Source organism: Micromonospora sp. NPDC049101, from assembly GCF_040648675.1.
GTDB lineage: Bacteria > Actinomycetota > Actinomycetes > Mycobacteriales > Micromonosporaceae > Micromonospora.
The window spans coordinates 44,084-68,709 of sequence record NZ_JBEZED010000031.1 but is presented as its reverse complement, the minus strand read 5'-3'; the positions used below and the strand labels follow the sequence as shown (position 1 = coordinate 68,709).

Here is a 24,626-nt window from a genome sequence, read left to right as displayed (position 1 = left end):
CAGGTGTCACGCCACGGGTGGGGGCCCGCGGTGCGGCCGAGTGGCGGGGGCGGTCAGCCGCCGAAGCCGGAGTCGGCGGGCAGCGAGATGTCGGGCTTCTCCAGCTCCTCGACGTTGACGTCCTTGAAGGTCATCACCCGGACGTTCTTCACGAAGCGGGCCGGACGATACATGTCCCACACCCAGGCGTCGTGCATCTCGACCTCGAAGTAGACCTCGCCGTCGGAGTTGCGCACGTGCAGGTCGACCTGGTTGGCCAGGTAGAACCGACGCTCCGTCTCCACCACGTACGAGAATTGGCGGACAATGTCGCGGTACTCCCGGTAGAGCTGCAGCTCCATCTCGGTCTCGTACTTCTCGAGATCTTCCGCGCTCATCGCACTCCGCCTTCCATGGCCACATCTTCCCCCACCGGCGCCGGAGGCCGAGGCTGCTCGCCCAACGCCACGCCGACGGTACCCCCTGACGCCCCGGAGCGCTCCATCGGCTCTTCCAGGGCGTGGCCGCCGGGGCGTCGGGCGCGCGGCGGCCGTCCGTCGCGGCCGGAGACCGCGGCGACATTGACGTACGAGAACCGGTGCTCCCGGCACGGCCCGTGCTCGCGCAGCGCCGCCGAGTGCTCCGGGGTGATGTAGCCCTTGTGCTCGGCGAAGCCGTACGCCGGGAACACCCCGTCCAGCTCCACCATCAGCCGGTCCCGGGTGACCTTGGCCAGCACGCTGGCCGCCGCCACGCACGCCGCCACCCGGTCGCCCTTCCACACCGCCAGCCCCGGCACGCCCAGGCCGTCCACGCCGAAGCCGTCGGTCAGCACGTACTCCGGGCGGGTGGTGAGCGAGGCGAGCGCCCGGCGCATCGCGGCCAGGTTGCACACGTGCAGCCCCCGGGCGTCGACCTCCTCGGCGGGGATGACCACCACCGAGTACGCCAGGGCGCGGTCCACCACCTCGGCGTACACGCGTTCCCGGCTGGCCGGGGTGAGCAGCTTCGAGTCGGCCAGCCCCTCGATCTCGCCGCGCCGACCCTCGGGCAAGATCGCGGCGGCGGCGACGAGCGGACCGGCGCAGGCGCCCCGGCCCGCCTCGTCGGCACCGGCGACGTGCCGGAAACCGCGCCGTTGCAGCGCCCGCTCCAAGGCGTACAGGCCGGCCTCGCGGCGGACGACGGTGCGCGGTGGGGTCAGCACGACGCCTCGTCCCGGTCGGTGGCAGTCGAGTGCCCCAGCCGGTTCAGCAGGGCGGGCAGCTCGGCGGGGTAGAACCGTTCGCCGCTGGCCGCCAGGTCGTCGGGCAGCCACCAGCGGTGGCCGGTGATGCTGCGTTGCTCGATGTCGTCGAAGCCTGCCGTGTCCACCTGCCAGGACCCCAACCGGCGGAGGAGGAAGAAATCCTGCACCTGCCGATACCACACACCGTCGAACGGGAACTCGGTCGTGTCGGACCAGACCGGCTCACCCAACTCGGCCGGGTCGAGCCGCAACCCGGTCTCCTCGGCCAGCTCTCGGGCCGCGCCGACCGCCGGTGCCTCCCCCGGATTGAGCCCACCGCCCGGGGTGAACCAGTAGCGGTGCTCTGGTCGTGCCGGGTCGAAGCCCTGGAACAGCAGGACCTGGCCGGCCGCGTCGACGAGCAGCACGCGGGCCGCTCGTCGAGGGGTGTGGACACGGTTGGCACTGTTCGCGCCTGCGGGGCTCGCAAGCTCACTCCTCGCGCTCACGGTCACCGCCTTAGCCTGCCAGACCGACGGCGGATCGCCCACGCCCCGTCGGGCTACGGCTTGGGAATGCCGTCGAACTGATCCGGCACCGTCAGCCAGGTGGCCCGGTTGACCGGCCAGAAGACGGTGAACGCCCGCCCGACCACGTCGTCCTCGGGGATCGTGGCCTCGGTGATGTTCTGCCCGGACTGCTGCCAGTGCTCCAGCGAGTCACCGGAGGCGGAGCGGTGGTCACCCATCACCCACAGCCGGCCCTTCGGCACGGTGATGTCGAACTCCTGGTCGGCCGGCTTGTCGCGGACCCCGTCCAGGGAGAAGATGTACGGCTCGTCGAGCGACTTGCCGTTGATCATCAGCCGTTCCTGCGGGTCGCAGCAGACCACGTGGTCGCCGGGAATTCCGATGACCCGCTTGATGAAGTCTTCGCCGTCGGGGTTGCCGCTCCACTCGATCGGAGCCTTGAAAACGATCACCTCACCGCGATGCGGCGAGCGGAAGTCGTAGACCAGTTTGTTGACCAGCACCCGATCATCGATCTTGAGAGTGTTCTCCATGGACGGGGAGGGGATGAAGAAGGTCTGCAGCACGAAGGCGCGGACCAGCACCGCGACCAGGATCGCCACACCCAGCAGGATCGGCAGCTCCTTCCAGAAGGAGCTGCGCGGCTTGTCGGTCTGCTCGTCAATCACGCCAAGGAGCCTACGTTGCCGAACTGGACGTCATCGACCGGAACGCGCGGGAACCACGTAGTGCGGCCGCCAGCGGGAGAATCAGCACCACACCGCCCTGCGGGGTCGGTCGCGCCGGGGGCTGGCCCCCGGATGCCACGCTCGGCGCGGACACGTCGTCGAACGTCGACGGCACCGGCAGCGAGTGCCACCGCGACGAGGGCCAGACCACCATGAAGGCTCGACCGATGACGTTGTCGATCGGCACCGGGCCCTGGCAGCGCGCGTCCTGCGAGACCTCACGGTGGTCGCCCATCACGAAGATCTGACCGGGCGGTACGACGACCTCGTCGAAGCGCCGGGACCGGCACTCCGACGCGTTGGGCGGCAGGTCCAGGGGAGAGTCCCGCAGGACGTACGGCTCGTTGAGCGGCGTGCCGTTGACGGTGACCCGGCCCTGGCTGTCGCAGCACTTGACCCGGTCGCCGGGAACGCCGATCACCCGCTTGATGAAGTCCTTCTCACCGGGTCGACTCACCCCGACCAGGTCGCCGACGGTCCGGGTCAGCTTGCCGACGAAGCCCGGCTCCGGCTGCTCGTCGACCTGTGGCGCCCACCGGTCGGTGCCCCGGAAGACCACCACCTCGCCGCGGATCGGGTCACGGACGTCGTAGACGACCTTGTTGACCAGCACCCGGTCATCGACGAGGAGCGTGTCCTCCATCGAGCCGGACGGGATGTAGAACGCCTGGAGCAGGAAGGTGCGGATCAGCACCGCGAGGCAGAACGCCACGACCAGCAGCAGCGGAAGCTCCTGCCAGAGCGGCATCTGCCGACGGGTGCGGCGGGCGCGGCGCCGCCACGGATCGACGGTGTCGTCATCGTCAAGCGTCTGCACCACGCCACTCCCCGGTCCACAGAAACACCACCGCCCGGGAACCTCGTCGAGGCTCCACGGGCGGTAGTGGACGGCTCCCCGCCCACATGGGCGGGCCCGCCGCCGTGCTGCGCCCGTAACAACCAGGGTAGTGCGGTCTGGTCGTTACGGCATACGCGCAGCTCGGGCGGCGTGGCGAGCGGGAAGTCAGCTGGGCTGCTTCTCCCGCTTCTCCTTGATCTTGGCCTTCTTGCCGCGCAGCTCGCGCAGGTAGTAGAGCTTGGCGCGACGCACGTCACCGCGGGTCACGATCTCGATCCGGTCGATGCCCGGGCCGTTGAGCGGGTAGGTCCGCTCGACACCGACACCGAAGCTGACCTTGCGGACCGAGAAGGTCTCGCGCAGACCGTCACCCTGGCGACGGATCACGACGCCCTGGAAGATCTGGACACGGGACCGGTTGCCCTCGACGACGCGGGCGTGCACCTTGACGGTGTCACCGGCCCGGAAGTCGGGAAGGTCGGTCCGCTTCGACTGGGCGTCAAGGGCGTCCAGGATGTTCATCGCTGCGTCCTCGTAAGGCTCACGGCGCACCGTCACTCGGTGCGCGGGTGGGTGATTCTGATCCCCGGGTGGTGGTCGGCGGGCCGACCCCGGTCGGTGATCCTCGCAGCCGCCCGCGGGCGCGGGCGGATGCGGCAACCCCTCTACTTTGCCACATCCCCCGGTGACGACTGAAACCCGGCCCGGTCCAGGGCCGCGATGTCCCGTTTGTCGAGCCGATCCGCGGGCAGCGCGGCGAGCAGGTCCGGACGGCGGGCGGCGGTCCGCAGCAGACCCTCCTCGCGCCGCCAGCGGGCGATCTTGCCGTGGTCACCGGAGCGGAGCACCTCCGGCACGTCGTGCCCACGCCAGCTCGGCGGCTTGGTGTAGATCGGCGCCTCCAGCAGCCCGTGCGCGTGCGACTCCTCGTCCAGCGAGCCCGCGTTGCCCAGCACCCCCGGCAGCAGCCGGGTGACCGCCTCCAGCATCACCAGGACCGCGACCTCCCCGCCGAAGAGCACGTAGTCACCGAGCGAGACCTCGGTGACCGGCATCCGGGTGGCGGCGTGCGCCAGCACCCGCTGGTCGATGCCCTCGTACCGGCCGCAGGCGAAGAGCAGGTGCGACTCGGCCGCCAGCTCGTATGCCATGGCCTGCGTGAACGGGGCGCCGGCCGGCGACGGCACCAGCAGCCGGGGCGGCGGGGCCTCGGCCGGCGCGAGCGCGTCCAGCGCCTCACCCCACGGCTCCGGGCGCATCACCATGCCCGGCCCGCCGCCGTAGGGGGTGTCGTCGACCGTGCGGTGCACGTCGTGGGTCCAGGCCCGCAGGTCGTGCACGGCAAGCTGGAGTACGCCGTTGGCCCGCGCCCGCCCGATCAGCGACAGGTCCAGTGGGGCGAAGTACTCCGGAAAGATCGACACGACGTCGACGCGCATGGGGGCGGTCCTAAAGGTCGAGCAGGCCGGCCGGCGGGTCGACGATCACACGGCCGCCGGCGATGTCGACCTCCGGAACGATCGCCCGGACGAACGGGATCAGCGCGGTACGCCCCTCGGGGCGCCGCAACACCAGCAGGTCCGAGGAGGGCGCGTGGTCGATCCGGGCGACCTCACCCAGACGTTCGCCCGCCGGGGTCACCACGGCCAGGCCGACCAACTGGTGGTCGTGGAACTCCTCCGGATCGTCCGGCGGGGTCACGTCGGCGCTGTCGACCACGAGCAGGGTGCCGCGCAGCGCCTCGGCGGTGTTGCGGTCCAGGATTCCCTCGAACGCGATGAGCACCCGACCCTGGTGGAAGCGGGCCTCCTCGATGGTCAGCTCCGCGGGAAGCCGGAACGGCACCCCGGGCTCGTCCGCCGTGGCGGGAGCCGGGGGCGTCGCCCCGGGTTCGGTGCGCAGCACCGTCCCCGGGGCGAACCGTGCTTCGGGCTCGTCGGTCCGCACTTCCACGGTGACCTCACCGCGGACACCGTGCGGCTTGCCGATCCTTCCGACGACGAGCTGCATCAGTACGAGTCGACGATGTCGACGCGTACTCCGCGCCCGCCGATGGAGCCGATCACCTGGCGCAGCGCCTTGGCGGTCCGACCGGACCGACCGATCACAGTGCCGAGGTCCTCGGGGTGCACGCGGACTTCGAGCCGCTTACCCCGACGGGAATCGACCATCCGCACCCGGACGTCGTCCGGGTGGTCGACGATGCCCTTGACCAGGTGCTCCAACGCCGGACGCAGAGGCATGTCAGGCCTGCTCACCAGCGTCGGCAGCGGCCGGGGCCTCGGCCGGAGCCTCGGTCTTCGGCGCCTCGGCCGCGGCCTCGGTCTTCGGAGCCTCGGCGGCCTTGGCGGCCTTCTTGGCCGGCTTGGCCGGGGTCTCCGGGGCGAGCCCGGCGGCGGCCTTCGCCTCAGCCTCGTACGCCGCCTTGCGGTCGGCCCGCTCGGGGGCGACCAGGAGCGGCGGCGGGGCCGGCAGGCCCTTGTACTTCTGCCAGTCACCGGTCAGCTCCAGCAGCCGCTGCACCGCCTCGCTCGGCTGAGCGCCGACGGACAGCCAGTACTGGACCCGCTCCGACTTGACCTCGATGATCGAGGGGTCTTCCTTGGGCTGGTAAACCCCGACGAACTCGATCGCCCGACCGTCACGCTTGGTGCGCGAGTCGGCGATGACGATGCGGTACTGCGGGTTGCGGATCTTGCCCATCCGCAGGAGCCGGATCTTTACGGCCACAGTTGTTTCGCTCCTGTTGCGATCTCACCGGCCCGTATGGGCGGTGTGCATGGGTGAGCGCCGACCGGACCCGTGGGGTTGGGCCGGAGACTACTCGGTGGACTAGCGACGTGCCCGGGTTAGAGGGCGCCGGACGCGCGCCGGATACCAGCGACCTATTCTGCCAGACCCGACGCCGATCTCCCGCATCGGACCCGGACACCGCGCCGGCGGTGACCCGGAACACCTCTCAGCGCACCGGCGGACGGTCCCACCCCGGTGGCAATTCGTCCGGTACGTCCCAGTCTGTCGGTGGGGTGAAGTCGCACCAGGCGCCGTCGAACGGGAACTCGCCGGCCTCGGCGAGCGCGATCACCCGCTCCCCCTCCGCGCGGACCGCCTTCTCGTCGGTCACCCAGTAGTCGGCGCCGAAGGCGAGCCGCTCGACGAACTCGTCCTCGTCCTTCCAGTCCCAACTGAGGTCCGGACGCACCACCACGTCCAGGTCCTGGTCCACCACGTCGACACCGGCCACCGGGCCGTCGTCCCAGCGGACACCGGGCTCCTCCAGGTTGACGTACCAGTTGGCGAACCGCCCCCGCGCGTCGCGGAACCACCAGACGGAGTGCGCCGCCCCGGTGGGCAGGAACTTCAACAGCGGCGGGCCGTCCCAACGCCCGTGCGCCAGCCGGTACGACGACGAGATCCACCTGGCGAACGGCATCGCCCGCATCCCCAGCCCCGCCTCGGTCACCTCGTGGGCCACCGGCGAGTCCCGGGCGATCCACACCAGCAGACCCCGCTCGTCGTCGCTGACCACGCGGCCCGGCCGGACCCAACCGATCCGACCGTGCCGCACGTTGCGGTGCATGATCAGCCGACCCGGCTGGAACCGGTCGACGAGCACCTCAGTAGGCGCGGGCGAGGATGGCGACCAGGTCGGGCTCGTCCTCGGAGTCCGGCACCGAACCGTCGGCGCGCAGCAGGCAGCGTACGGTGACGCCCTGGCCGTTCGCCTCGGCCTCGCCGGCCACGCCGACCGCCGACCACGGCACCCGGGCCCAACCGGTCGCGGCGGCCTCGATCGCCTCGGCCAGGGAGGCCACCTCCACCGTGCGCGACTCGCGATTGGCCAGCGCCTGGTCGTGCAGCACCTGCTGATCGGTCTCCAGGGCGGCCAGCACCGCGGCGACCACGTCGGCCACCGGAGTCGGGGTCTTCGACCCGTCGGTGCGGCGCACCACAGTCGCGTTGCCGACGGCCAGGTCACGGGGGCCGACCTCGACGCGTACCGGATAACCACGCAGCTCGGCGTCGACGGCCCGGCGGCCGAACGGGGTGTCGGTCCGGTCGTCGAGCGCGACCCGGACACCGGCGTCGCGCAGGCCGTCGTGCAGCTTGGCCGCCGCCTCCGCGACGCCCTCGCCGTCCTTGACGATCATGACGTACGCCTGGATCGGGGCCAGCCTCGGCGGCACGCGCAGGCCGTTGTCGTCGCCGTGCGCCATGATCAGGCCACCGAGCATCCGGGTGGACGTGCCCCAGGAGGTGGTCCAGGCGTGCTCCCGGCCGCCCTCCTTGGAGGAGTAGCTGATGTCGAACGCCTTGGCGAAGTTCTGCCCCAGCTCGTGGCTGGTGCCCAGCTGAAGCGCCTTGCCGTCGCCCATCATGCCTTCGCAGGTGTACGTGGCCGTCGCCCCGGCGAACCGCTCACGGGTCGTCTTCAGGCCCACCACGACCGGAATGCCGATCACGTTGACCATCAGGTCCTCGTACGCCTCGTGCAGGATCCGCCGCGCGTACGCCCGGGCGTCCTCGCGGGTGGCGTGCGCGGTGTGCCCCTCCTGCCAGAGGAACTCACTGGTCCGCAGGAAGATCCGCGGACGCAGCTCCCACCGGACCACGTTCGCCCACTGGTTGAGCAGCAGCGGCAGGTCCCGGTACGAGTCGATCCACTTGGCCATGAACTCGCCGATCACCGTCTCGCTGGTGGGACGCACCACCACCGGCTCGGCGAGGGGCTTGCCGCCCCCGTGGGTGACGACCGCCAGCTCCGGCGAGAAGCCCTCGACGTGCTGGGCCTCGCGCTTCAGGTAGCTCTCCGGGATGAAGAGCGGGAAGTACGCGTTCTCCGCACCCGCCGCCTTGATCCGGGCGTCCATCTCGGCCTGCATCCGCTCCCAGATGGCGTAGCCGGCCGGACGGATGACCATGGTGCCGCGGACCGGGCCGTTGTCGGCCAGCTTCGCCTTGGCGATCAGGTCCTGGTACCAGCGGGGAAAATCCTCCGCACGGGGAGTGAGCACGCGAGCCATGACCGCATATCCTATGCGCCGCTCGCCGGGGCGGTGCGCTCGGGCGCGGCATCGTCGACATCTGCCGTCCCGACCTTCCTCAACCCGCACACCGGAGCGGCCACCACCCGCGAGCCCGAGGCCCCCGGCCGGGGCGATTGCGGGGGTCAGCGGACCACGTGGCCGCGCAGGATCGTGCGGGACGGGGCGCGGACCACACGCAGGTCGCCGCGGGGGTCCTCGGGGTAGACGGTGAGGTCGGCGAGGCCGCCCTCGACCAGGCCGGGGAAGCCGAGCCATTCGCGGGCGCCCCAGGAGGCGGCGGCGAGGACGTCGATCGGTGCCATGCCGGCCCGTTCGTGCAGCAGCAGCATCTCCTCGGCGGCCAGCCCGTGGTCGATGCCGCCGCCGGCGTCGGTGCCCACGTAGATCGGCACACCCGCCTCGTGCGCGGCACGCACCACCTCGGGGAAGCCGTCGCGCAGCGCGAGCATGTGCTCGGCGTACCCGGGGAACTTGGCCCGCGCCTGCTCCGCGATGCCCCCGAAGGTGGCAATGTTGATCATTGTGGGGACCAGGGCGGTACCCTGGCGGGCCATCTCGTCGATCAGGTCGAGGCTCAGGCCGGTGCCGTGCTCCACCGAGTCGACGCCGGCCCGCACCATGATCTCGACGGCCGACTCGGAGAAGGTGTGCACCGCGGCGCGTACGCCGGCGTGGTGCGCCGCTGCCACGGCGGCGGTGAGGGTGTCCGCGTCCCAGGCCGGGGCCAGGTCGCCCACGCCCCGGTCGATCCAGTCGCCGACCAGCTTGACCCAGCCGTTGCCGGCCCGTGCCTGCGCGGCGACAGTCGCGGCCACCTCGGTCGCGTCGACCTCCACGCCGATGTCACGCAGGTAGCGCTTCGGTGGGGCGACATGCCGGCCCGCGCGGGCCAGTCGCGGCAGGCCCGGCTCGTCGTCCAGTTCGGGGTACGGGTAGGGCGAGCCGGCGTCGCGGATCGCCAGCACCCCGGCGTCCCGGTCGAGGTGGGCCAGCTCGCGGGCCTGGTCGAGCGAGGTGATCGGGGCGCCACCTCGGGCGATGCCGATGTGGCAGTGCGCGTCGACGAGCCCCGGCAGCACGAAACCGCCGTCCACGACCGTCTCCGCACCGGGCACCGGGGTGAACGTCACCCGGTCGCCGACCAGCCAGAGATCCCGGACCTCGTCGTCGGGGAGCAGGACACCGCGCACGTGAAGAGCCATGCGCACAGTCCTACCCGATCACCTTTTCGTCCGGGCGAGGACCTCCTGCCGACGACGCGTCCACGCCGGCAGGTCGAGTGTGACCTTCCACGGGCGGTCGATCGTGACGAGACCGTCGGTCTCCACGCTGGGTTCGTAGCCGCCCTTGGGGCTGAGCAGCAGCTCGGTAAAGGTGATCTTCTCCCGTAACGGGTCGATTACCCAGTACGCGGCGACGCCCGCGTTGGCGTAGACACGGACCTTCTCGTGCCGATCACGAATCGTGGAGTCGGGCGAGATCACCTCGACCGCGAGCAGCGCGTCCTGCACCGGCACGGGTGATCGGTTAGCCTGCTCGACCCGGATGACCACCACGTCCGGCCGTGGCTCGTTACGGCGGTCGATCGACAGCGACTGGTCCATGCTGACGAAGAAGTCGTCCGGGCAGGCCAGTTCCAGAGCGAACATGACCCGACCGCAGACGAACTGGTGCAGCGGGGTGGGGGACGGCACGATCAACCTTCCGTTGATCAGTTCGTACGGAAGGTCCTTCGGCAGCTCACCGAGGTCGTCGACCGTCCACTCGTGCCGTTCGGGCAGGATCGGGGCCGCGGTCATGACATCTCCTTCCAGGGGGCGACATCACCCTAAGCAAGGACGACGTCGCCCGCCGTCACCGACACGCCTCAGCGCGGGCCCTTGTCGCCGCCCTTGCCGAGCTTGTTGAAGTCGATCTTCGGGAGCTTGAAGCCGGGCGGCAGGCCCTGGCCGCCGGCGAGGTCGTTCGGGTCCATTCCCGGCGGGAGCTGCGGCATGCCGCCCGGGAAGCCGGCCGGCATGCCGGCACCGGCGCCGGTACGCGGACGACCGCCACCCTTGGTGCCCTTGCGCTTGTTTTTGGGGCTCTTGGTCGCCTTGCGCCGGCCACCGCCGGGCAGGCCCATCATGCCGCCCATCTGCTTCATCATCTTCTGCGCGTCGGCGAAGCGGTTGAGCAACTGGTTGACGTCCATCACGGTGACCCCGGAGCCGTTGGCGATACGCGCCCGGCGGGAGCCGTTGATGATCTTCGGGTTGGTGCGCTCGCCCGGGGTCATCGACCGGATGATCGCGGTGACCCGGTCGAAGTGGCTGTCGTCCAGCTCGGCGAGCTGGTCCTTCATCTGCCCCATGCCCGGCATCATTGCCAGCACGTTGGCGATCGGGCCCATCCGCCGCACCGCGATGAGCTGGTCGAGGAAGTCGTCGAGGGTGAACTGCTCGCCGCCCATCAGCTTGGCGGTCATCTTCTCCTTCTGATCGGAGTCGAAGGCCTGCTCAGCCTGCTCGATCAGAGTGAGGACGTCGCCCATGCCGAGGATCCGGCTGGCCATCCGGTCGGGGTGGAAGACGTCGAAGTCCTCCAACTTCTCACCGGTGGAGGCGAACAGGATCGGCTGCCCGGTCACCTCGCGCACGGAGAGCGCGGCACCACCACGGGCGTCGCCGTCGAGCTTGGAGAGCACCACACCGGTGATGCCGACGCCGTCGCGGAACGCCTCGGCGGTGCGCACGGCATCCTGACCGACCATCGCGTCGATGACGAAGATGACCTCGTCCGGCGAGACGGCATCACGGATGTCGGCGGCCTGCTGCATCATCTCGGCGTCGATGCCGAGCCGGCCGGCGGTGTCGACGATGACGATGTCGCGGGCGGCGCGCTTCGCGTGCTCGATGGAGGCGCGGGCCACCTGCACCGGGTCACCGGTGCCGTTGCCGGGCTCCGGGGCGTACACCTCGACACCGGCCCGGCCACCGAGCACCTGGAGCTGCCCGACGGCGTTGGGGCGCTGGAGGTCGGCGGCGACCAGCAGCGGCTGGTGGCCCTGGGCCTTGAGCCAGCGGGCCAGCTTGCCGGCCAGGGTGGTCTTACCGGAACCCTGGAGGCCGGCCAGCATGATCACCGTCGGCGGCTGCTTGGCGAACTGGAGTCGCCGACCCTCACCGCCGAGCACGGTGATCAGCTCTTCGTTGACGATCTTGATGATCTGCTGGGCCGGGTTGAGCGCCTCGGAGACCTCGGAGCTGCGAGCCCGCTCCTTGACGTTCGCGATGAAGCCCTTGACCACCGGCAGCGCGACGTCCGCCTCCAGCAGTGCGAGGCGGATCTCGCGCGCGGTGGCGTCGATGTCGGCGTCGGTGAGCCGCCCCTTGCCGCGGAGCTTGGTGAAGATCCCGGACAGGCGGTCACTCAAGGTGTCAAACACGCGAACATCCCGTTTGTCAGTGTTCCGGCGGGCACAACGCGGCCGGCACTGCGGAGTCCGGCCACCGCAAGGGTAACCGCCCGGCCCCAGGGCCGCTGTCGCCCGGCCCGGCCCGCCGGGCCGTCACTCCGACACCAACCCCGACTGGTACGCGAAGACGACGAGCTGGGCCCGGTCCCGGGCTCCCAGCTTGCCCATCGCCCGGCTGACGTGGGTCCGCGCGGTTGCCGGGCTGACCACCAGCCGGGTGGCGATCTCCTCGTTGTTCAGCCCGTCACCGACCAGGCCCACGACCTGGCGCTCCCGGTCGGTCAGCGCGTCCAGTCGGGGGTGCGGACGAAGCACCCGCGACGGCCGGGTGGCGAACTCCCGCACCACCCGACGGGTCACCGACGGCGACAACAGCGCCTCCCCCTCGGCGACCAACCGGATCGCACGCAGCAGCTCGGTCGGCCGGGTGTCCTTGGTGAGGAACCCGCTCGCGCCGTGCCGCAGCGCGTCGAAGACGTACTCGTCCAACTCGAAGGTGGTCAGCACCACCACCCGCGTACCGGTCAGGTCGGGGTCCGCGACGATCCGCCGGGTCGCCTCGATGCCGTCGATGCCCGGCATCCGGATGTCCATCAGCACCACGTCCGGTCGCTCCCGGCGCGCCAGCTCGACCGCCCGCAGCCCGTCGGTGGCCTCGCCGGCCAACGCCAGGTCGTCCTCGCTCTCCACGAGTGCGCACAGACCGAGGCGGACCAGGTCCTGGTCGTCGGCGATCAGCACCCGGATCACGTGGTCGGCTCCACGGGCAGCCGGACGTACACCCGGAAGCCGCCACCGGCGTGCGGCCCGGTGGTCAACCGCCCGCCCAGCGCGGCGACCCGCTCCCGCATCCCGGCCAGACCGTGCCCGCCCTGGTCGGCGGCCGGCGCCGCCCCGGCGCCGGTCCCCTCATCAACGACCTCGACGGTCACCTCGTCGGCGCGGTAGTCCACCGTCACCTCCGCACTCGCCACCCCCGCGTGGCGCAGCACGTTCGTCAGCGCCTCCTGCACCACCCGGTAGGCGGCCAGGTCCAGCGCGGCGGGCAACTCCCGGGGGTCACCGACCACCCGGACCCGCACGGCGAGCCCGGCGCCGGCGAGCCGGTCGCGCAGTGCCGGGAGCCGGGCCAGGCCGGGCACCGGGTCGCGCTCCGCACCGTTGCGGACCGCGCCCAGGGTGACCCGGAGTTCGTCCAACGCCTCACGGCTGGTCCGGCTGATCGCGGTCAGCGCGGTCTCCGCCTGCTCGGGCCGTTTCGGCAGCAGATGCAGGGCGATCTCCGCCTGCATGCTGATCGCGGCCAACCCGTGCCCCACCACGTCGTGCACCTCCTGCGCGATACGCAACCGCTCCTCGTCGGTCCGCCGCCGGGTCTCCTCGGCACGAGCGCGGGCCTCCTCGGCCCGGCTGCGCGCCGCCACCTCGCGGTTGACCCGCACCACGACCCCCACCGCGAACGGTACGGCCACCCAGGCCGACGCCGGGAGCACTCCGGTCCAGCCCGGGGCCGGACCCCGGGACCAGAAGACATGCGTCAGCAGCACCACGAACGCGCCGCCGGCGGCGAGCGCCGCCGGACGCACCGGCAGCCGCACCGCCACCGTGTACACCGCGACCAGGAAGGCGAGCAGGATAGGCCCGTACGGATAGCCGAGCACCAGGTACGTCGCGGTGGCCGCGGTGACCAGGGCAAGGGTGGTGACCGGGGCGCGCCGCCGGGCCAGCAGGGCGAGCGCGGCGACCGCGATCAGCACCCGGCAGACCCCGTCCACCGGCCTCGACCCCGGCTGGTTGTCCCCGGCCAGATCGGTGGCGAGTTGCCCGAACCCGAGCAACCCCAGGGCAAGCACGGCATCCGCCGCCGCCTGTCGCCCCCACTGCCCGTCCCACCGCATGGCCGTCATTCTGCCCGCGCCAAGCCCTCCCGACGTGCGTCCACGAGCGGCACCGTCCCTACGCCCCCGGACGTACCCGCTTGCCCTCACCGCCGGACCACGCGGCGCTCACCCTGGCGATGGGGGGTTGCGAGGCTCCGAGACCGCGCAGTCGGAGGCGGATACCGCCACGAGCGTGATGACTGTGCGGCATCTTGATGCCGCACCGTCATCACGCTCAGTTGGAGAGGGCTGGCGCAGGCTCCGGCCAAGCGGACTGCGCAGCACGCCGTCGGAGCTTCCGACGGACAGCGACCGGACGGGACCGAAGCGGTACGAGCCGCAGCGGACCGCAACCGCAGCGCCGCGGCGACGGTGGGATCAGACGGCGGCGAGGACTGCGGCCTCCAGGCGCGCTCGGGTGTCGTCGTCGGGCCAGCCGCCGACCAGGTAGAAGGCGTCCACCACGTCGGCGCCGAGAGTGGAGATGCGTGCCGCGCGGACCAGGGCACCCGCCTCGTCGAGCGCGCAGGTGACCCGGTAGAGCAGGCCGGCCGCGTCGGCCGCGCGGAGTTCCAGCAGCACGGCGTCGGTGGCCGCCTCGCGGTGCCAGACCACCCGGGGCGCGGCACCGCTGCCCCGGGCGGCGAGCGCACGGCCGCGCAGTCGCTGGGTGACCGACACGTCACCGCCCACCGCCCGGCGCAGGTCGGCGCGGAGTGGCACCGGATCCGGCGGGAGGCCGTAGCGGGGTTGCACCCGGCACTCGACCAGGGCACGGCCGTCGACCACCGACGCGTCCGCGGAGATCACTTCCAGCCGGTGCAGGGCCAGGCAGCCGGCGACGGTGGCGAGCAGGCCCCGCCGGTCGGCCGCGGCGACCGACACCCGGTCCCCGGTCAGGTGGACGACCGGCAGCGGCCCGGCCAGCAGCTCCGGGTCCGGTGCCGGAGGCTCGGGCAGCACGCCGGTGTCCAGTGCGGTACGGACCCGGGCGACCAGTTCGGCGACGAGCCGGCCCTTCCAGTCCGACCAGGCAGCCGGCCCGGTCGCCGCCGCGTCGGCCCGGACCAGCGCGTGCAGCAGGTCGAGGGTGCCGGTGTCGCCGACCGCTTCGGCCACCGAGGCGATGGTGACCGGGTCGGCCAGGTCTCGGCGGGTGGCCACGTCGGGCAGCAGCAGGTGCAGACGGACAAGCGTGCCGATCAGCTCGACCTCGCTGGGTGGCAGACCGATCCGGGTCGCCACCGCCTGGGCCAGTGGCACACCGACGGTGCTGTGATCACCGGGGAGGCCCTTGCCGATGTCGTGCAGGAGAGCACCGAGGAGCAGCAGGTCGGGGCGGTCCACCTCGCGGGCGTGCCGACTGGCCTCGTGCGCGGCCTGCACGAGATGCCGGTCGAGGGTGTATCGGTGCACCGGATTGTGCTGGGGCAGGCTGCGCAGCCGGGTCCACTCGGGCAGCCAGCCGTCGACCAGGCCGTACCTGTCGCAGGTCTCCCAGGCGGGCACCAGACCCGGCCCGGCGCCCAGCAGGGTGATCAGTGCGGCCCGGGCCTCGGCCGGCCAGGGCGCGGGCAGGGGCGGGCAGTAGGCCGCCAGCCACTCGCAGGTGGCCCGGGCGATCGGGAGGCGGGTCGTGGCCGCCGCGGCCGCCATCCGCAGCGACAGGCTCGGGTCGGGGCGTGCCCCGATCGCCGTCCGGGCCAGCACCAACTCGCCGTCGTGCTCGACCACGTCGCGGGCCACCGGGCGACGCGTCGGGCGACCGTTGCCGCCTCGGGACCGGTCGGAGCGCAACCGGTCGGCGGCGCGGAACGCGTCGTCCAGGGCGTGGCTGACCGTGCGGGCGTCACCGGCGACCCGGCGCAGCAGGGCGTCGCCGTCGTCCACGACGGCTCCAGGCCGCCGCGCGGCGTCAGACGCGCCGGGCTGGAGTTGTCGCAGGTCGAGCAGGGCGGCCACCCCGGCGCGTTCCTGGGCGACCAACCTGTCGACCCGGCGACCGACCTGCTGGTGCAGAGCGTCGCGGGTGTCCAGCAGGCGGAGGTGGGCGGCGCGCACGGCGGGACGCAGCGCGTCGGTGATGCCGGCGGCGGAGATCGCCCGCAGCAGACCCACGTCGCGCAGGCCCCCGGCGGCCTCCTTGAGGTCGCCCTCCAGCAGGAACGCCAACTCACCGTGGGCCTGCCAGCGCGCGGTGGTGATCTCCCGCAGGCCGGTCAGGTGACGGACGGCGGTACGCCGCCAGTGATCGGCGGCGGTGCGGCTCAGCGCGTCGGCCAGAGCCTGGTCACCCACGACCAGCCGGGCGTCGAGCAGCCCGAGGGCGACCTTGACGTCGTCCTGGGCGACGGAGAGCGCCTCGGCGACCGTTCGTACCGAATGGTCCAGCCGCAGCCCCGCGTCCCAGATCGGATACCAGATCGAGGCGGCCAACTCGTCGGTGCCCGGCACACCGGCGTGCACCAGCACCAGGTCGAGATCGCTGTACGGAGCACACTGCCGCCGACCCAGCCCCCCGACGGCCAGCAGCGCGACCCCCTCCCGCGGAGGCAGCAACCCCCGCAGGAAGGTGTCGTACGCGGCGGCCCGGGCCAGCCGAGCCGCCTCCCCGATCCCCCCGGGTACGCCGACGACCTCGTTGACCAAGAGGTTCGCGTCACCGCCAGCGGTGTTTCCTGACGCGTTCTTCTTGATCAACGAGGTCATGTCAGTCGTGGTCTCCAGATCAGAGTGCGTCGAGGCCGCGTTCGCCGGTACGCACCCGGACGACCTCTTCGACACCGGTGACCCAGACCTTGCCGTCACCGATCTTGCCCGTACGGGCTGCCCCAACGATGGCGTCCAGCACCTTGTCCACGTCGATCTCGTCGGTGAGCACCTCGACCCGGATCTTGGGCAGGAACTCGACCGTGTACTCGGCACCCCGGTAGACCTCGGTGTGCCCCTTCTGCCGCCCGTACCCCTGAACCTCGCTGACGGTCAGCCCGGCCACGCCGAGGGCGTGCAGGGCCTCCTTCACCGCGTCCAGCTGGTACGGCTTGATGACCGCGGTCACCAGTTTCATGTCCAACCCCTCCATCCCTGGAACGTTAACCGGCGACCTTTTCGCTTACCGGCTCGGCGGGCTCCGCCTCCGGCTTGGCGCCACTCGTCGTGCCGCCACCGGGGGTGCCGATGCCGGCCATCGCGAACGCGCTGCCCGTGCCGCCACCGGCCGGGGACAGGTCGTAGCTGCTCTCGGCGTGCTCGCCGATGTCGATGCCCTCGACCTCGGCCTCGGCCTTCACCCGGAACCCGATCGTCTTCTCGATGACGAAGGCGAGCACCCAGGCGATGCCGAACGACCAGGCGGTCACGATCAGGCCGGCGAGGGCCTGCCGCCCGAGCTGGGTGGCGCCACCGCCGTAGAAGAGGCCGTCGGAGCCACCCACCACGTCGGTGATCGCGGCGTTCACCGAGTTGGTGGCGAAGAGGCCCAGCCAGAGCGAGCCGATCCAACCACCGACGAAGTGCACGCCGACCACGTCGAGCGAGTCGTCGTAGCCCAGCTTGTACTTGAGGCTGACGGCGAGCGCGCACACCACACCGGCGACGATGCCGAGCAGGACGGACGCCCACGGTGCGATGAAGCCACAGGCCGGGGTGATGGCGACCAGGCCGGCGACGGCGCCGGACGAGGCACCGACCATCGTCGGCTTGCGGTCCTTGACCCACTCGACCGCGATCCAGCCGAGCACCGCCGCCGCCGTGGCGAGCTGGGTGTTGATGAAGGCGAGACCGGCGACCGAGTCGACGGTCAGCTCCGAGCCGGCGTTGAAGCCGAACCAGCCGAACCACAGCAGACCCGCACCGAGCGCGACAAGCGGGATGTTGTGCGGCTTCATGCCCTCGCGCGGCCAACCGAGCCGCTTGCCGAGCACCAGTGCCACGGCCAGGGCCGCCGCACCGGCGTTGATGTGCACCGCGGTGCCACCGGCGAAGTCCAGTGCGTGGATGTCACCGCCGATGATGCCGCCGCCCCACACCCAGTGCGCGACCGGGAAGTAGACGAGCGTGGCCCAACCGAAGGCGAACAGCAGCCAGCCGGCGAACTTGGCCCGGTCGGCGATGGCACCACTGATCAGCGCGACGGTGATCACCGCGAAGACCATCTGGAAGGCCATGAACACGTAGAGCGGAACCCCGATGCCGCTGGGGTTCTCCGCCGTGGCACCCCACAGGTCGGTCTCGGCGAGGAAGGTCTTGGTGCCGAGGTACGCGCCCGGGTCACCCCAGAAGCCGTTCACGTCGGTCCCGAAGGCGACGCTGAAACCGTAGAACCACCACAGAATAGAGATGAGCCCGATAGCGGAGAAGCTCATCATCATCATGTTGAGTACGCCCTTGGCCCGGTTGAGGCCGCCGTAGAACAGCGCCAGTCCGGGGGTCATGAGCAGCACGAGCGCGGTCGAAACCAGCAGCCACGTGGTATTGGCGCCGTCGATCGTCGGTGCTTCAGGCACGCTGGCCTCCTAAAGGTGAAGTCCTCCTTCGCGGCTTTCCGGGGCAGCGTCGCCCGTAGGCCGGTTGCGCGGAAGCTTCGCGGCCGGCTGTTTCACCCAGGGTCCCGTGCGGGTTTCCAATTCGTGACGGGTTGTTTCGTACGTGTCACGAAGTCCGCACAGTCATCGACATGGACAATGGTGGATCGTTCGGACGGCGTACGTCGATGGCTGACCGGCCAGGCGCATCGACCGGTCCGATCGACGGGACCGACCGAGCATCGACCGGTCCGCGCTCAGCGGAGGGCGTTTTCCAGGGCGTGCCGCTCGTAGTCGAGCAGCCGCAGATCGCGCATCGGCCGGCGCAGGTGGCCCTTGTGCACGATCCGGACGAACGCCGGCTCACCGGCGGCGGCCATCCGGCGGATCCCCTCGACGTGGTCCACGATCCGTTTGCGGATGGTCCGGATCAGCCGGTGCCGGTCCCGGGGGATCAGCCCGTACGCGTCGGCGAAGAGCCGGAGCCGGCGTGGCCGGTCCGGGTGCTTCCAGCCCAGCGTGATCGAGTCCCGGTCCGCGAAGATCGGCACCCAGGTCCAGGCCGCGTACGCCACGTCGTAGATCCGCGCGCCGGGCGAGGCGAGGTCGAAGTCGATCAGCCCGAGGGTGCCGTCCGGCCGCCAGATCACGTTGTGCGGCGCGGCGTCGTGGTGGCAGATCACCTCGGTGTCCGGTGGTGGGGGCCCGAACGAGCGCCAGACCGCCTGCGGGGGCGGGGTGAACCCGTACTGCGCGTCGTGGAACATCCGCAGCATCGTGGCGACGGTGACCAGCGCCTCGTCGGTCACCCAGTGCGGGGCGAGCGGATATTCCCCGCACTCCCCCTCCAGGTATGACAACACCTCACGGTTGCGCTCGTCCATTCCGAGCGCCCGGGGCGCGCCGGTGAAGCCCACGTACTCCAGATGCCGCAGCAGGGCGTGCACGGACGGTGTCCACGGCCCGGCGTTGCGGCGGACCGTGTCACCGACGCGGACGACGGTGCTGACGTTGCCGCCGTGCAGCGGGATCTCCTGCGAAGTCACGTACGGTCTCCCGAGGCGCTGCGAGGGGTGGCCGGGCTCGCGCCAGCCCGCGTACGCGCGATCGTCGGTGGTCACCCGAGACTACGCGTCCCGTCCGGTGGCCTCGGTCCCCAGCAACGCGTCCACGAACTGCGCCGGGTCGAACGGGGCCAGGTCGTCCTTGCCTTCGCCGAGGCCGACGAGCTTCACGGGGATGCCGAGCTTGCGCTGCACCGCGATCACGATGCCGCCCTTGGCGGTCCCGTCGAGCTTGGTCAGCACCACACCTGTCACGTTGACCACGTCGGTGAAGACCCGGGCCTGCTCCAGGCCGTTCTGGCCGGTCGTGGCGTCCAGGATGAGCAGTGTCTCGTCGATCGGGCCCTGCTTCTCCACCACGCGCTTGACCTTGCCCAGCTCGTCCATCAGGCCGACCTTGTTCTGCAGGCGGCCGGCGGTGTCGATGAGCACGGTGTCCACGCCGGTGTCGATGCCGCGCTTGACCGCGTCGAAGGCGACGCTCGCCGGGTCGGCGGCCTCGGGCCCCCGGACGGTCTCCGCGCCGACACGCGAGCCCCAGGTCTCCAGCTGGTCGGCGGCGGCGGCCCGGAAGGTGTCCGCGGCGCCGAGCAGCACGGTACGGCCGTCGGCCACCAGCACCCGGGCGATCTTGCCGCAGGTGGTGGTCTTGCCGGCGCCGTTGACGCCGACGACCAGGACCACGGCCGGTACGCCGTCCTTCGGGGCGGTCCGCAGCGACCGGTCCAGGCTCGGGTCGAGCGCGTTGACCAACTCGGCGGCGAGCAGCGCGCGCAGCTCGGAGGCCGAGCGGGTGCCGAGCACCCGGGTGCGCTCGCGGAGCCGGTCGACGATGTCGCGGGTGGCGTCGACGCCGACGTCCGCGGTGATCAGGCTGTCCTCGATCTCCTCCCAGACGTCCTCGTCGAGGTGGTCGCGGGCGAGCAGGCCGAGCAGGCCCTTGCCGAAGACGTTCTGCGAGCGGGACAGCCGCGAGCGGAGCCGGACCAGTCGGCCGGCGGTCGGCTCGGGCACCTCCACCGGTGCGGGCGCCTCGATGACCGGCGGCGGCTCGACCAGGACGCCGGCGGACAGATCGGACTCCGGTGCCGCCACCGGCGGGCCGGCGAGATCCTCCTCGGCGCGGGTGTCGACCTCGGTGCGCGGAAGCGGGGGCTCGGGCCGCCGCCGCAATCGCGGCACGACCAGCCCGACTGTGCCGGCGATCAGCACACCGAGCAGGACCAGAGCGAGGACGAGATATTCGGCCATGCCGGAATCCTGTCAGATGGCGGCGACGGCGTCCCAGCCACCGCACCCAGAGCGGCGTTCGCGGTCTCCGCCACCGCTCGGTTGGGCGGTGCTCGCCTCCGCAGCCACCGCACCCGGTCGGTGCCGGGAACCGGCGGTAGGCTCGGCCGCATGTCCGCCGCCCACCTCCTCATCGGCCCACTCCTGCGGCGAGTCGTCGACACCCGGGCGACCATCTGGGTGGAGACGGCGGCGCCCGCCGTGGTCACCGTCCGCACCGCGGCCGGCGCGACCGGCACCGCCCCCACCTTCTCGGCGTACGACCATCACTACGCGTTGGTGGTGGTGGAGGGGCTCGACCCGGACAGCGAGACCACCTACGAGGTACTCGTCGACGACGAGCTCGTCTGGCCGGTGCCGAGCAGCGGCTTCCCGCCGAGCGTGATCCGCACCCGGGCCGCCGACGACCGGGACCAGCCGGTCAATCTGATCTTCGGCTCGTGCCGGGAGACCACCCAGCACGCCACCACCCGGAAGCTGCCGCCGGACGCGCTGGACGCGTACGCCCGGCGGTTGATGGCCGACCCGGAGTCGCACCCGCTGCCCGACCTGCTGGTGCTGCTCGGTGACCAGGTGTACGCCGACGTCACCTCGCCCACGGTGCGCCGGCTGCTGCGTCGGCGGCGGCGACGGCCGAAGGGGGCCCCGGCCGACCAGGTGGTGAGCTTCGACGAGTACACCAAGCTCTACCTGGAGTCCTGGCGCGACCCGGAGATCCGTTGGCTGCTCTCCACCGTGCCGAGCGTGATGATCTTCGACGACCACGAGATCATCGACGACTGGAACACCTCGGCGGCGTGGCGAGCCGAGGTGCGCGAGCAGCCGTGGTGGCCGGAACGGATCGGCAGCGGGCTCGCCTCGTACTGGGTCTACCAGCACCTGGGCAACCTGTCCCCGGACGAGATCGCCGCCGACCCGGTCTTCGCGAAGGTCGCCGCCGCCGAGGACGCCACAGGTGTGCTGCGCGAGTTCGGGCACCGGGTCGACCAGGAGTCCGACCTGGCGCACGACACCGAGCGCTGGCGCGCCGTGCAGTACCAGTGGAGTTACGCACTGGACCTGGGCCGTACCCGGTTGGTCATGTTGGACAACCGGTGCAGCCGGGTGCTCGAGTCGGGCAGTCGGGCCATGTTGCCGCCCGGCGAGTGGTCCTGGTTCCTCGACCAGGCGCACGGGGTCTACGACCACCTGGTGGTCGGCGCCTCGCTGCCCTGGCTGATGCCGCAGGGCATCCACCACATCGAGGCGTGGAACGAGAAGCTGGCGGACTCGCGCCGGCCCTGGGTGGCACGCGGGGCGGAGAAGGTGCGCCGCGCTCTGGACCTGGAGCACTGGGCGGCGTTCCGGCGTTCCTTCGAGGCGCTCGCGGAGACGTTCGCCCGCATTGGCACCGGCACGCCGCGGCAGTCCGGCGCGCGGGTCGGCGCCGGCCCGGCGTACGCGCCACCGGCGTCGATAAGCGTGCTCTCCGGTGACGTGCACCACTCGTACGTGGCACGGGCCCGGTTCGCCGACCCGGCGGTGGTCACTCCGGTGCACCAGCTCACCTGTTCGCCGATCCACAACCAGGTGCCGGCGGGCATCCGTCCGCTGATGCGGCTGGGCTGGTCGCCCGGTCCGGCCGGGGCCACCCGGGCGCTGGCCCGTTCGGCGGGCGTACGCCGGCCGGGGGTGCGCTGGCGCAAGCTGGCCGGCCCCTACTTCGGCAACGCGGTCGCCACACTGACCCATCAGGGGCGCGGGGCCGACGTGGTCATCGAGGGCACCACGAAGGACGGCCACCTACGCCCGGTGATGCGGCGTCGACTCTCCGGTGGCGGCGAGTCGGCCGCGCCGTAGTCTCTACGCCGTGGACGAGCACCTGCCGGAGCCGATCCGGGCGGTCGAGCACGAGTTGACCGCTCTGCTGCGTCGTGGCCGGGCGGTCTCGTGGGAGATCGCCCGCGAGGTGCACCCGAACCTGGAGCCGAACACCTACGGGTTGCTGCTCTGGTTGCGGCGCAGCGGGTCGATCCGGTTGACCGAGTTGGCGGCGCGACTGGGCGTGGGCAAGGGCACGCTGAGTCGGCAGATCAACGCGTTGGAGGTGCTCGGCCTGGTCCACCGCGACCCGGACCCGAGTGACCGGCGGGCCGCGCAGATCAGCCTCACCGACGAGGGTCAGCGCCGGTTCGACGTGGCCCGCGCGGCCCGGCTGGGCGAGTTCCTGCGTGCCCTGGACGGCTGGCCGAGCCGCGACGTCGAGGAGTTCGCCCGGCTGCTCGGCCGATTCAACGACTCCTGGCAGTAGCTGCCCGCCCGCGACGGGGAATGTGGCGTCGGTCCGACAGGTTGTTGCTTCAGGCAACCAAGGCATACGGTTGCTTCAGGCAACTCCCAGGCGGCCCGTGCGTATCAGCCCGCCGCCGTTCCACCTCGACTCCGCTCGGAGGCACCAACGATGAGCCAGGCGACAGCGCCTCCCCAGGCGACCGCCGTGACCATGACCCACCGGCAGATCCTGGAGGCGCTCTCCGGCCTGCTGCTGGGCCTGTTCGTCGCGATCCTCTCCTCCACGGTCATCTCGAACGCGCTGCCGCGGATCATCACCGAACTGCACGGCGGCCAGTCCGCGTACACCTGGGTCGTCACCTCGGCCCTGCTCGCGACCACCGCGACCACCCCGATCTGGGGCAAGATGGCCGACCTGACCAGTAAGAAGACCCTGGTCCAGATCGCCCTGCTGATCTACGTGCTGGGCTCGGTGCTGGCCGGTCTCGCGCAGGGCACCGGAGAGCTGATCGCCTGCCGGGTGCTCCAGGGCGTCGGCGCCGGCGGCCTCACCGCGCTGGCCCAGGTGATCATGGCCACGATGATCGCGCCTCGTGAGCGTGGTCGCTACAGCGGCTACCTCGGCGCCGTGATGGCCGTCGGCACCATCGGCGGCCCGCTGATCGGCGGCGTGATCGTCGACACCTCCTGGCTCGGCTGGCGCTGGTGCTTCTACGTCGGCGTGCCGTTCGCCGTCGTGGCGCTGATCATGCTCCAGAAGACCCTGCACCTGCCGGTGGTCAAGCGGAAGGCGCAGATCGACTGGTGGGGCGCCACCCTGATCACCGCGGCCGTCTCCGTGCTGCTGATCTGGGTCTCCCTCGCCGGTGACCAGTTCGCCTGGGCCTCCTGGCAGACCGCCGCCATGGTGCTCGGCGCCCTGGTCCTCGGCGCCCTCGCCATCCGGGTGGAGACCCGAGCCGCCGAGCCGATGATCCCACCGCGGCTGTTCCGCAACCGCACCATCACCCTCGCCGTCATCGCCAGCATCGCGGTCGGCGTGGGCATGTTCGGCGCGTCGATCTTCCTGGGCCAGTACTTCCAGATCAGCCGCGGGCAGAGCCCGACCATGTCCGGCCTGATGACCCTGCCGATGATCCTCGGCCTGCTTGTCGCCTCCACCGTGGGCGGGCGGATCATCACCCGGACCGGTCGGTGGAAGCGGTTCCTGGTGATCGGCTCCGCGCTGCTCACCGTCGGCTTCGCGCTGATGGGCACACTCCGCGCGGACACCAGCTTCACGCTGCTCAGCGTGTACATGGCGCTGATCGGTGTCGGGCTGGGCCTGACCATGCAGAACCTCGTCCTCGCCGTGCAGAACACCGTCGGCCCACACGAGCTCGGCGCGGCCAGCTCGGTGGTGGCGTTCTTCCGCAGCCTGGGCGGCGCGATCGGCGTCTCCGCGCTCGGCGCGGTGCTCGCCCACAAGGTCAAGGACTACACCGCCGACGGGCTGGCCCAGCTCGGCATCCCCGCGTCCAGCTCGGGCGGCGGCGGCACCCTGCCCGACGTGCACACCCTGCCCGGCCCGCTGCGGGCGGTGGTGGAGAGCGCGTACGGCCACGGCGCCGGCGACATCTTCCTGGCCGCCGCCCCCTTCGCGCTGATCGCCCTGATCGCGGTGAGCTTCATCAGGGAGGTGCCGCTGCGGCAGCACAACGGCAACCCGGTTTCCGACGAGGTCGAGCGGGAATCGACAGTCGCCGCCAGCGCTGGCGCAGCCGTGGTCCGCACCGGCGAGCAGAGGTGAG

At 71.5% G+C, this 24,626-nt stretch carries 25 protein-coding genes; 3 read left to right on the top strand and 22 right to left on the bottom strand.

Annotation, left to right across the window (positions count from 1 at the left end; genetic code table 11):
• Positions 1 to 53: 53 nt before the first annotated feature.
• The 22 genes from AB0B57_RS31155 to ftsY form a co-directional block, all read right to left on the bottom strand.
• Complete coding sequence (locus AB0B57_RS31155; RefSeq protein WP_007075222.1) at positions 54 to 377, bottom strand: DUF2469 domain-containing protein; 324 nt, start codon at positions 375 to 377, stop codon at positions 54 to 56.
• Entirely contained in the window at positions 374 to 1,186 is an 813-nt protein-coding gene (locus AB0B57_RS31150; protein ID WP_357077864.1) for a ribonuclease HII, read from the bottom strand. Before AB0B57_RS31150 ends, AB0B57_RS31155 begins: the two co-directional genes overlap by 4 nt.
• The gene (locus AB0B57_RS31145) at positions 1,180 to 1,716 is read right to left on the bottom strand and encodes an NUDIX domain-containing protein (RefSeq protein ID WP_357077931.1); all 537 of its coding nucleotides are present in this window, start codon (positions 1,714 to 1,716) and stop codon (positions 1,180 to 1,182) included. The genes AB0B57_RS31150 and AB0B57_RS31145 overlap by 7 nt, the downstream gene beginning before the upstream one ends.
• Before the next feature lie 53 nt (positions 1,717 to 1,769).
• Complete coding sequence (gene lepB / locus AB0B57_RS31140) at positions 1,770 to 2,405, bottom strand: signal peptidase I (RefSeq protein WP_357077861.1); 636 nt, start codon at positions 2,403 to 2,405, stop codon at positions 1,770 to 1,772.
• A 10-nt stretch (positions 2,406 to 2,415) separates the two neighbouring features.
• Positions 2,416 to 3,285, bottom strand: coding sequence for a signal peptidase I (gene lepB, locus AB0B57_RS31135; protein WP_357077858.1), 870 nt, complete (start codon positions 3,283 to 3,285; stop codon positions 2,416 to 2,418).
• A 183-nt stretch (positions 3,286 to 3,468) separates the two neighbouring features.
• A complete protein-coding gene (gene rplS, locus AB0B57_RS31130) occupies positions 3,469 to 3,825 on the bottom strand; it encodes a 50S ribosomal protein L19 (protein ID WP_007456548.1) in 357 nt (118 codons plus the stop codon).
• A gap of 143 nt (positions 3,826 to 3,968) precedes the next feature.
• Positions 3,969 to 4,742: a tRNA (guanosine(37)-N1)-methyltransferase TrmD gene (gene trmD, locus AB0B57_RS31125; protein ID WP_357077854.1), complete on the bottom strand. Its 774-nt coding sequence runs from the start codon at positions 4,740 to 4,742 to the stop codon at positions 3,969 to 3,971.
• A 10-nt stretch (positions 4,743 to 4,752) separates the two neighbouring features.
• Positions 4,753 to 5,313 carry a ribosome maturation factor RimM gene (gene rimM, locus AB0B57_RS31120; RefSeq protein ID WP_357077851.1) on the bottom strand — a complete coding sequence of 187 codons (561 nt, stop codon included), beginning with the start codon at positions 5,311 to 5,313 and terminating at the stop codon, positions 4,753 to 4,755.
• A complete protein-coding gene (locus tag AB0B57_RS31115; RefSeq protein ID WP_013284588.1) occupies positions 5,313 to 5,546 on the bottom strand; it encodes an RNA-binding protein in 234 nt (77 codons plus the stop codon). Before AB0B57_RS31115 ends, rimM begins: the two co-directional genes overlap by 1 nt.
• Position 5,547: 1 nt before the next feature.
• Entirely contained in the window at positions 5,548 to 6,033 is a 486-nt protein-coding gene (rpsP, locus tag AB0B57_RS31110) for a 30S ribosomal protein S16 (protein WP_357077848.1), read from the bottom strand.
• Positions 6,034 to 6,262: 229 nt separating this feature from the next.
• Positions 6,263 to 6,883, bottom strand: a complete 621-nt coding sequence (locus AB0B57_RS31105; RefSeq protein ID WP_357077929.1) for a DUF402 domain-containing protein — start codon at positions 6,881 to 6,883, stop codon at positions 6,263 to 6,265.
• Positions 6,884 to 6,920: 37 nt separating this feature from the next.
• On the bottom strand, positions 6,921 to 8,327 hold the full coding sequence (gene proS, locus AB0B57_RS31100; protein WP_357077845.1) for a proline--tRNA ligase: 1,407 nt from the start codon (positions 8,325 to 8,327) through the stop codon (positions 6,921 to 6,923).
• A gap of 146 nt (positions 8,328 to 8,473) precedes the next feature.
• Entirely contained in the window at positions 8,474 to 9,553 is a 1,080-nt protein-coding gene (locus AB0B57_RS31095; protein WP_357077842.1) for an amidohydrolase family protein, read from the bottom strand.
• Positions 9,554 to 9,571: 18 nt separating this feature from the next.
• Positions 9,572 to 10,150: a Uma2 family endonuclease gene (locus AB0B57_RS31090; RefSeq protein WP_357077839.1), complete on the bottom strand. Its 579-nt coding sequence runs from the start codon at positions 10,148 to 10,150 to the stop codon at positions 9,572 to 9,574.
• Positions 10,151 to 10,218: 68 nt separating this feature from the next.
• Positions 10,219 to 11,778 carry a signal recognition particle protein gene (ffh, locus tag AB0B57_RS31085; protein WP_357077836.1) on the bottom strand — a complete coding sequence of 520 codons (1,560 nt, stop codon included), beginning with the start codon at positions 11,776 to 11,778 and terminating at the stop codon, positions 10,219 to 10,221.
• Between the two features lie 123 nt (positions 11,779 to 11,901).
• Positions 11,902 to 12,558, bottom strand: coding sequence for a response regulator transcription factor (locus AB0B57_RS31080; protein ID WP_357077833.1), 657 nt, complete (start codon positions 12,556 to 12,558; stop codon positions 11,902 to 11,904).
• Positions 12,555 to 13,706 (bottom strand): sensor histidine kinase, encoded by a 1,152-nt coding sequence (locus AB0B57_RS31075; protein ID WP_357077831.1) that lies wholly within the window; start codon positions 13,704 to 13,706, stop codon positions 12,555 to 12,557. Before AB0B57_RS31075 ends, AB0B57_RS31080 begins: the two co-directional genes overlap by 4 nt.
• Positions 13,707 to 14,066: 360 nt before the next feature.
• Complete coding sequence (locus AB0B57_RS31070) at positions 14,067 to 16,397, bottom strand: [protein-PII] uridylyltransferase (RefSeq protein ID WP_357077828.1); 2,331 nt, start codon at positions 16,395 to 16,397, stop codon at positions 14,067 to 14,069.
• Positions 16,398 to 16,416: 19 nt separating this feature from the next.
• Positions 16,417 to 16,755 carry a P-II family nitrogen regulator gene (locus tag AB0B57_RS31065; protein WP_357077825.1) on the bottom strand — a complete coding sequence of 113 codons (339 nt, stop codon included), beginning with the start codon at positions 16,753 to 16,755 and terminating at the stop codon, positions 16,417 to 16,419.
• Between the two features lie 25 nt (positions 16,756 to 16,780).
• Positions 16,781 to 18,193, bottom strand: a complete 1,413-nt coding sequence (locus AB0B57_RS31060; RefSeq protein ID WP_357077822.1) for an ammonium transporter — start codon at positions 18,191 to 18,193, stop codon at positions 16,781 to 16,783.
• A 275-nt stretch (positions 18,194 to 18,468) separates the two neighbouring features.
• Positions 18,469 to 19,332: an aminoglycoside phosphotransferase family protein gene (locus AB0B57_RS31055; RefSeq protein ID WP_357077819.1), complete on the bottom strand. Its 864-nt coding sequence runs from the start codon at positions 19,330 to 19,332 to the stop codon at positions 18,469 to 18,471.
• Between the two features lie 6 nt (positions 19,333 to 19,338).
• Complete coding sequence (gene ftsY, locus AB0B57_RS31050; RefSeq protein ID WP_357077817.1) at positions 19,339 to 20,526, bottom strand: signal recognition particle-docking protein FtsY; 1,188 nt, start codon at positions 20,524 to 20,526, stop codon at positions 19,339 to 19,341.
• Positions 20,527 to 20,676: 150 nt separating this feature from the next.
• On the opposite strand from ftsY, the gene AB0B57_RS31045 reads away from it, so the two are divergent.
• The 3 genes from AB0B57_RS31045 to AB0B57_RS31035 all read left to right on the top strand — a co-directional run bounded on the left by AB0B57_RS31045 (position 20,677) and on the right by AB0B57_RS31035 (position 24,625).
• Entirely contained in the window at positions 20,677 to 22,404 is a 1,728-nt protein-coding gene (locus AB0B57_RS31045) for an alkaline phosphatase D family protein (RefSeq protein WP_357077814.1), read from the top strand.
• Between the two features lie 10 nt (positions 22,405 to 22,414).
• Positions 22,415 to 22,855 carry a MarR family transcriptional regulator gene (locus AB0B57_RS31040; RefSeq protein WP_357077811.1) on the top strand — a complete coding sequence of 147 codons (441 nt, stop codon included), beginning with the start codon at positions 22,415 to 22,417 and terminating at the stop codon, positions 22,853 to 22,855.
• Positions 22,856 to 23,005: 150 nt separating this feature from the next.
• A complete protein-coding gene (locus AB0B57_RS31035) occupies positions 23,006 to 24,625 on the top strand; it encodes an MDR family MFS transporter (protein ID WP_357077808.1) in 1,620 nt (539 codons plus the stop codon).
• Position 24,626 lies beyond the last annotated feature (1 nt).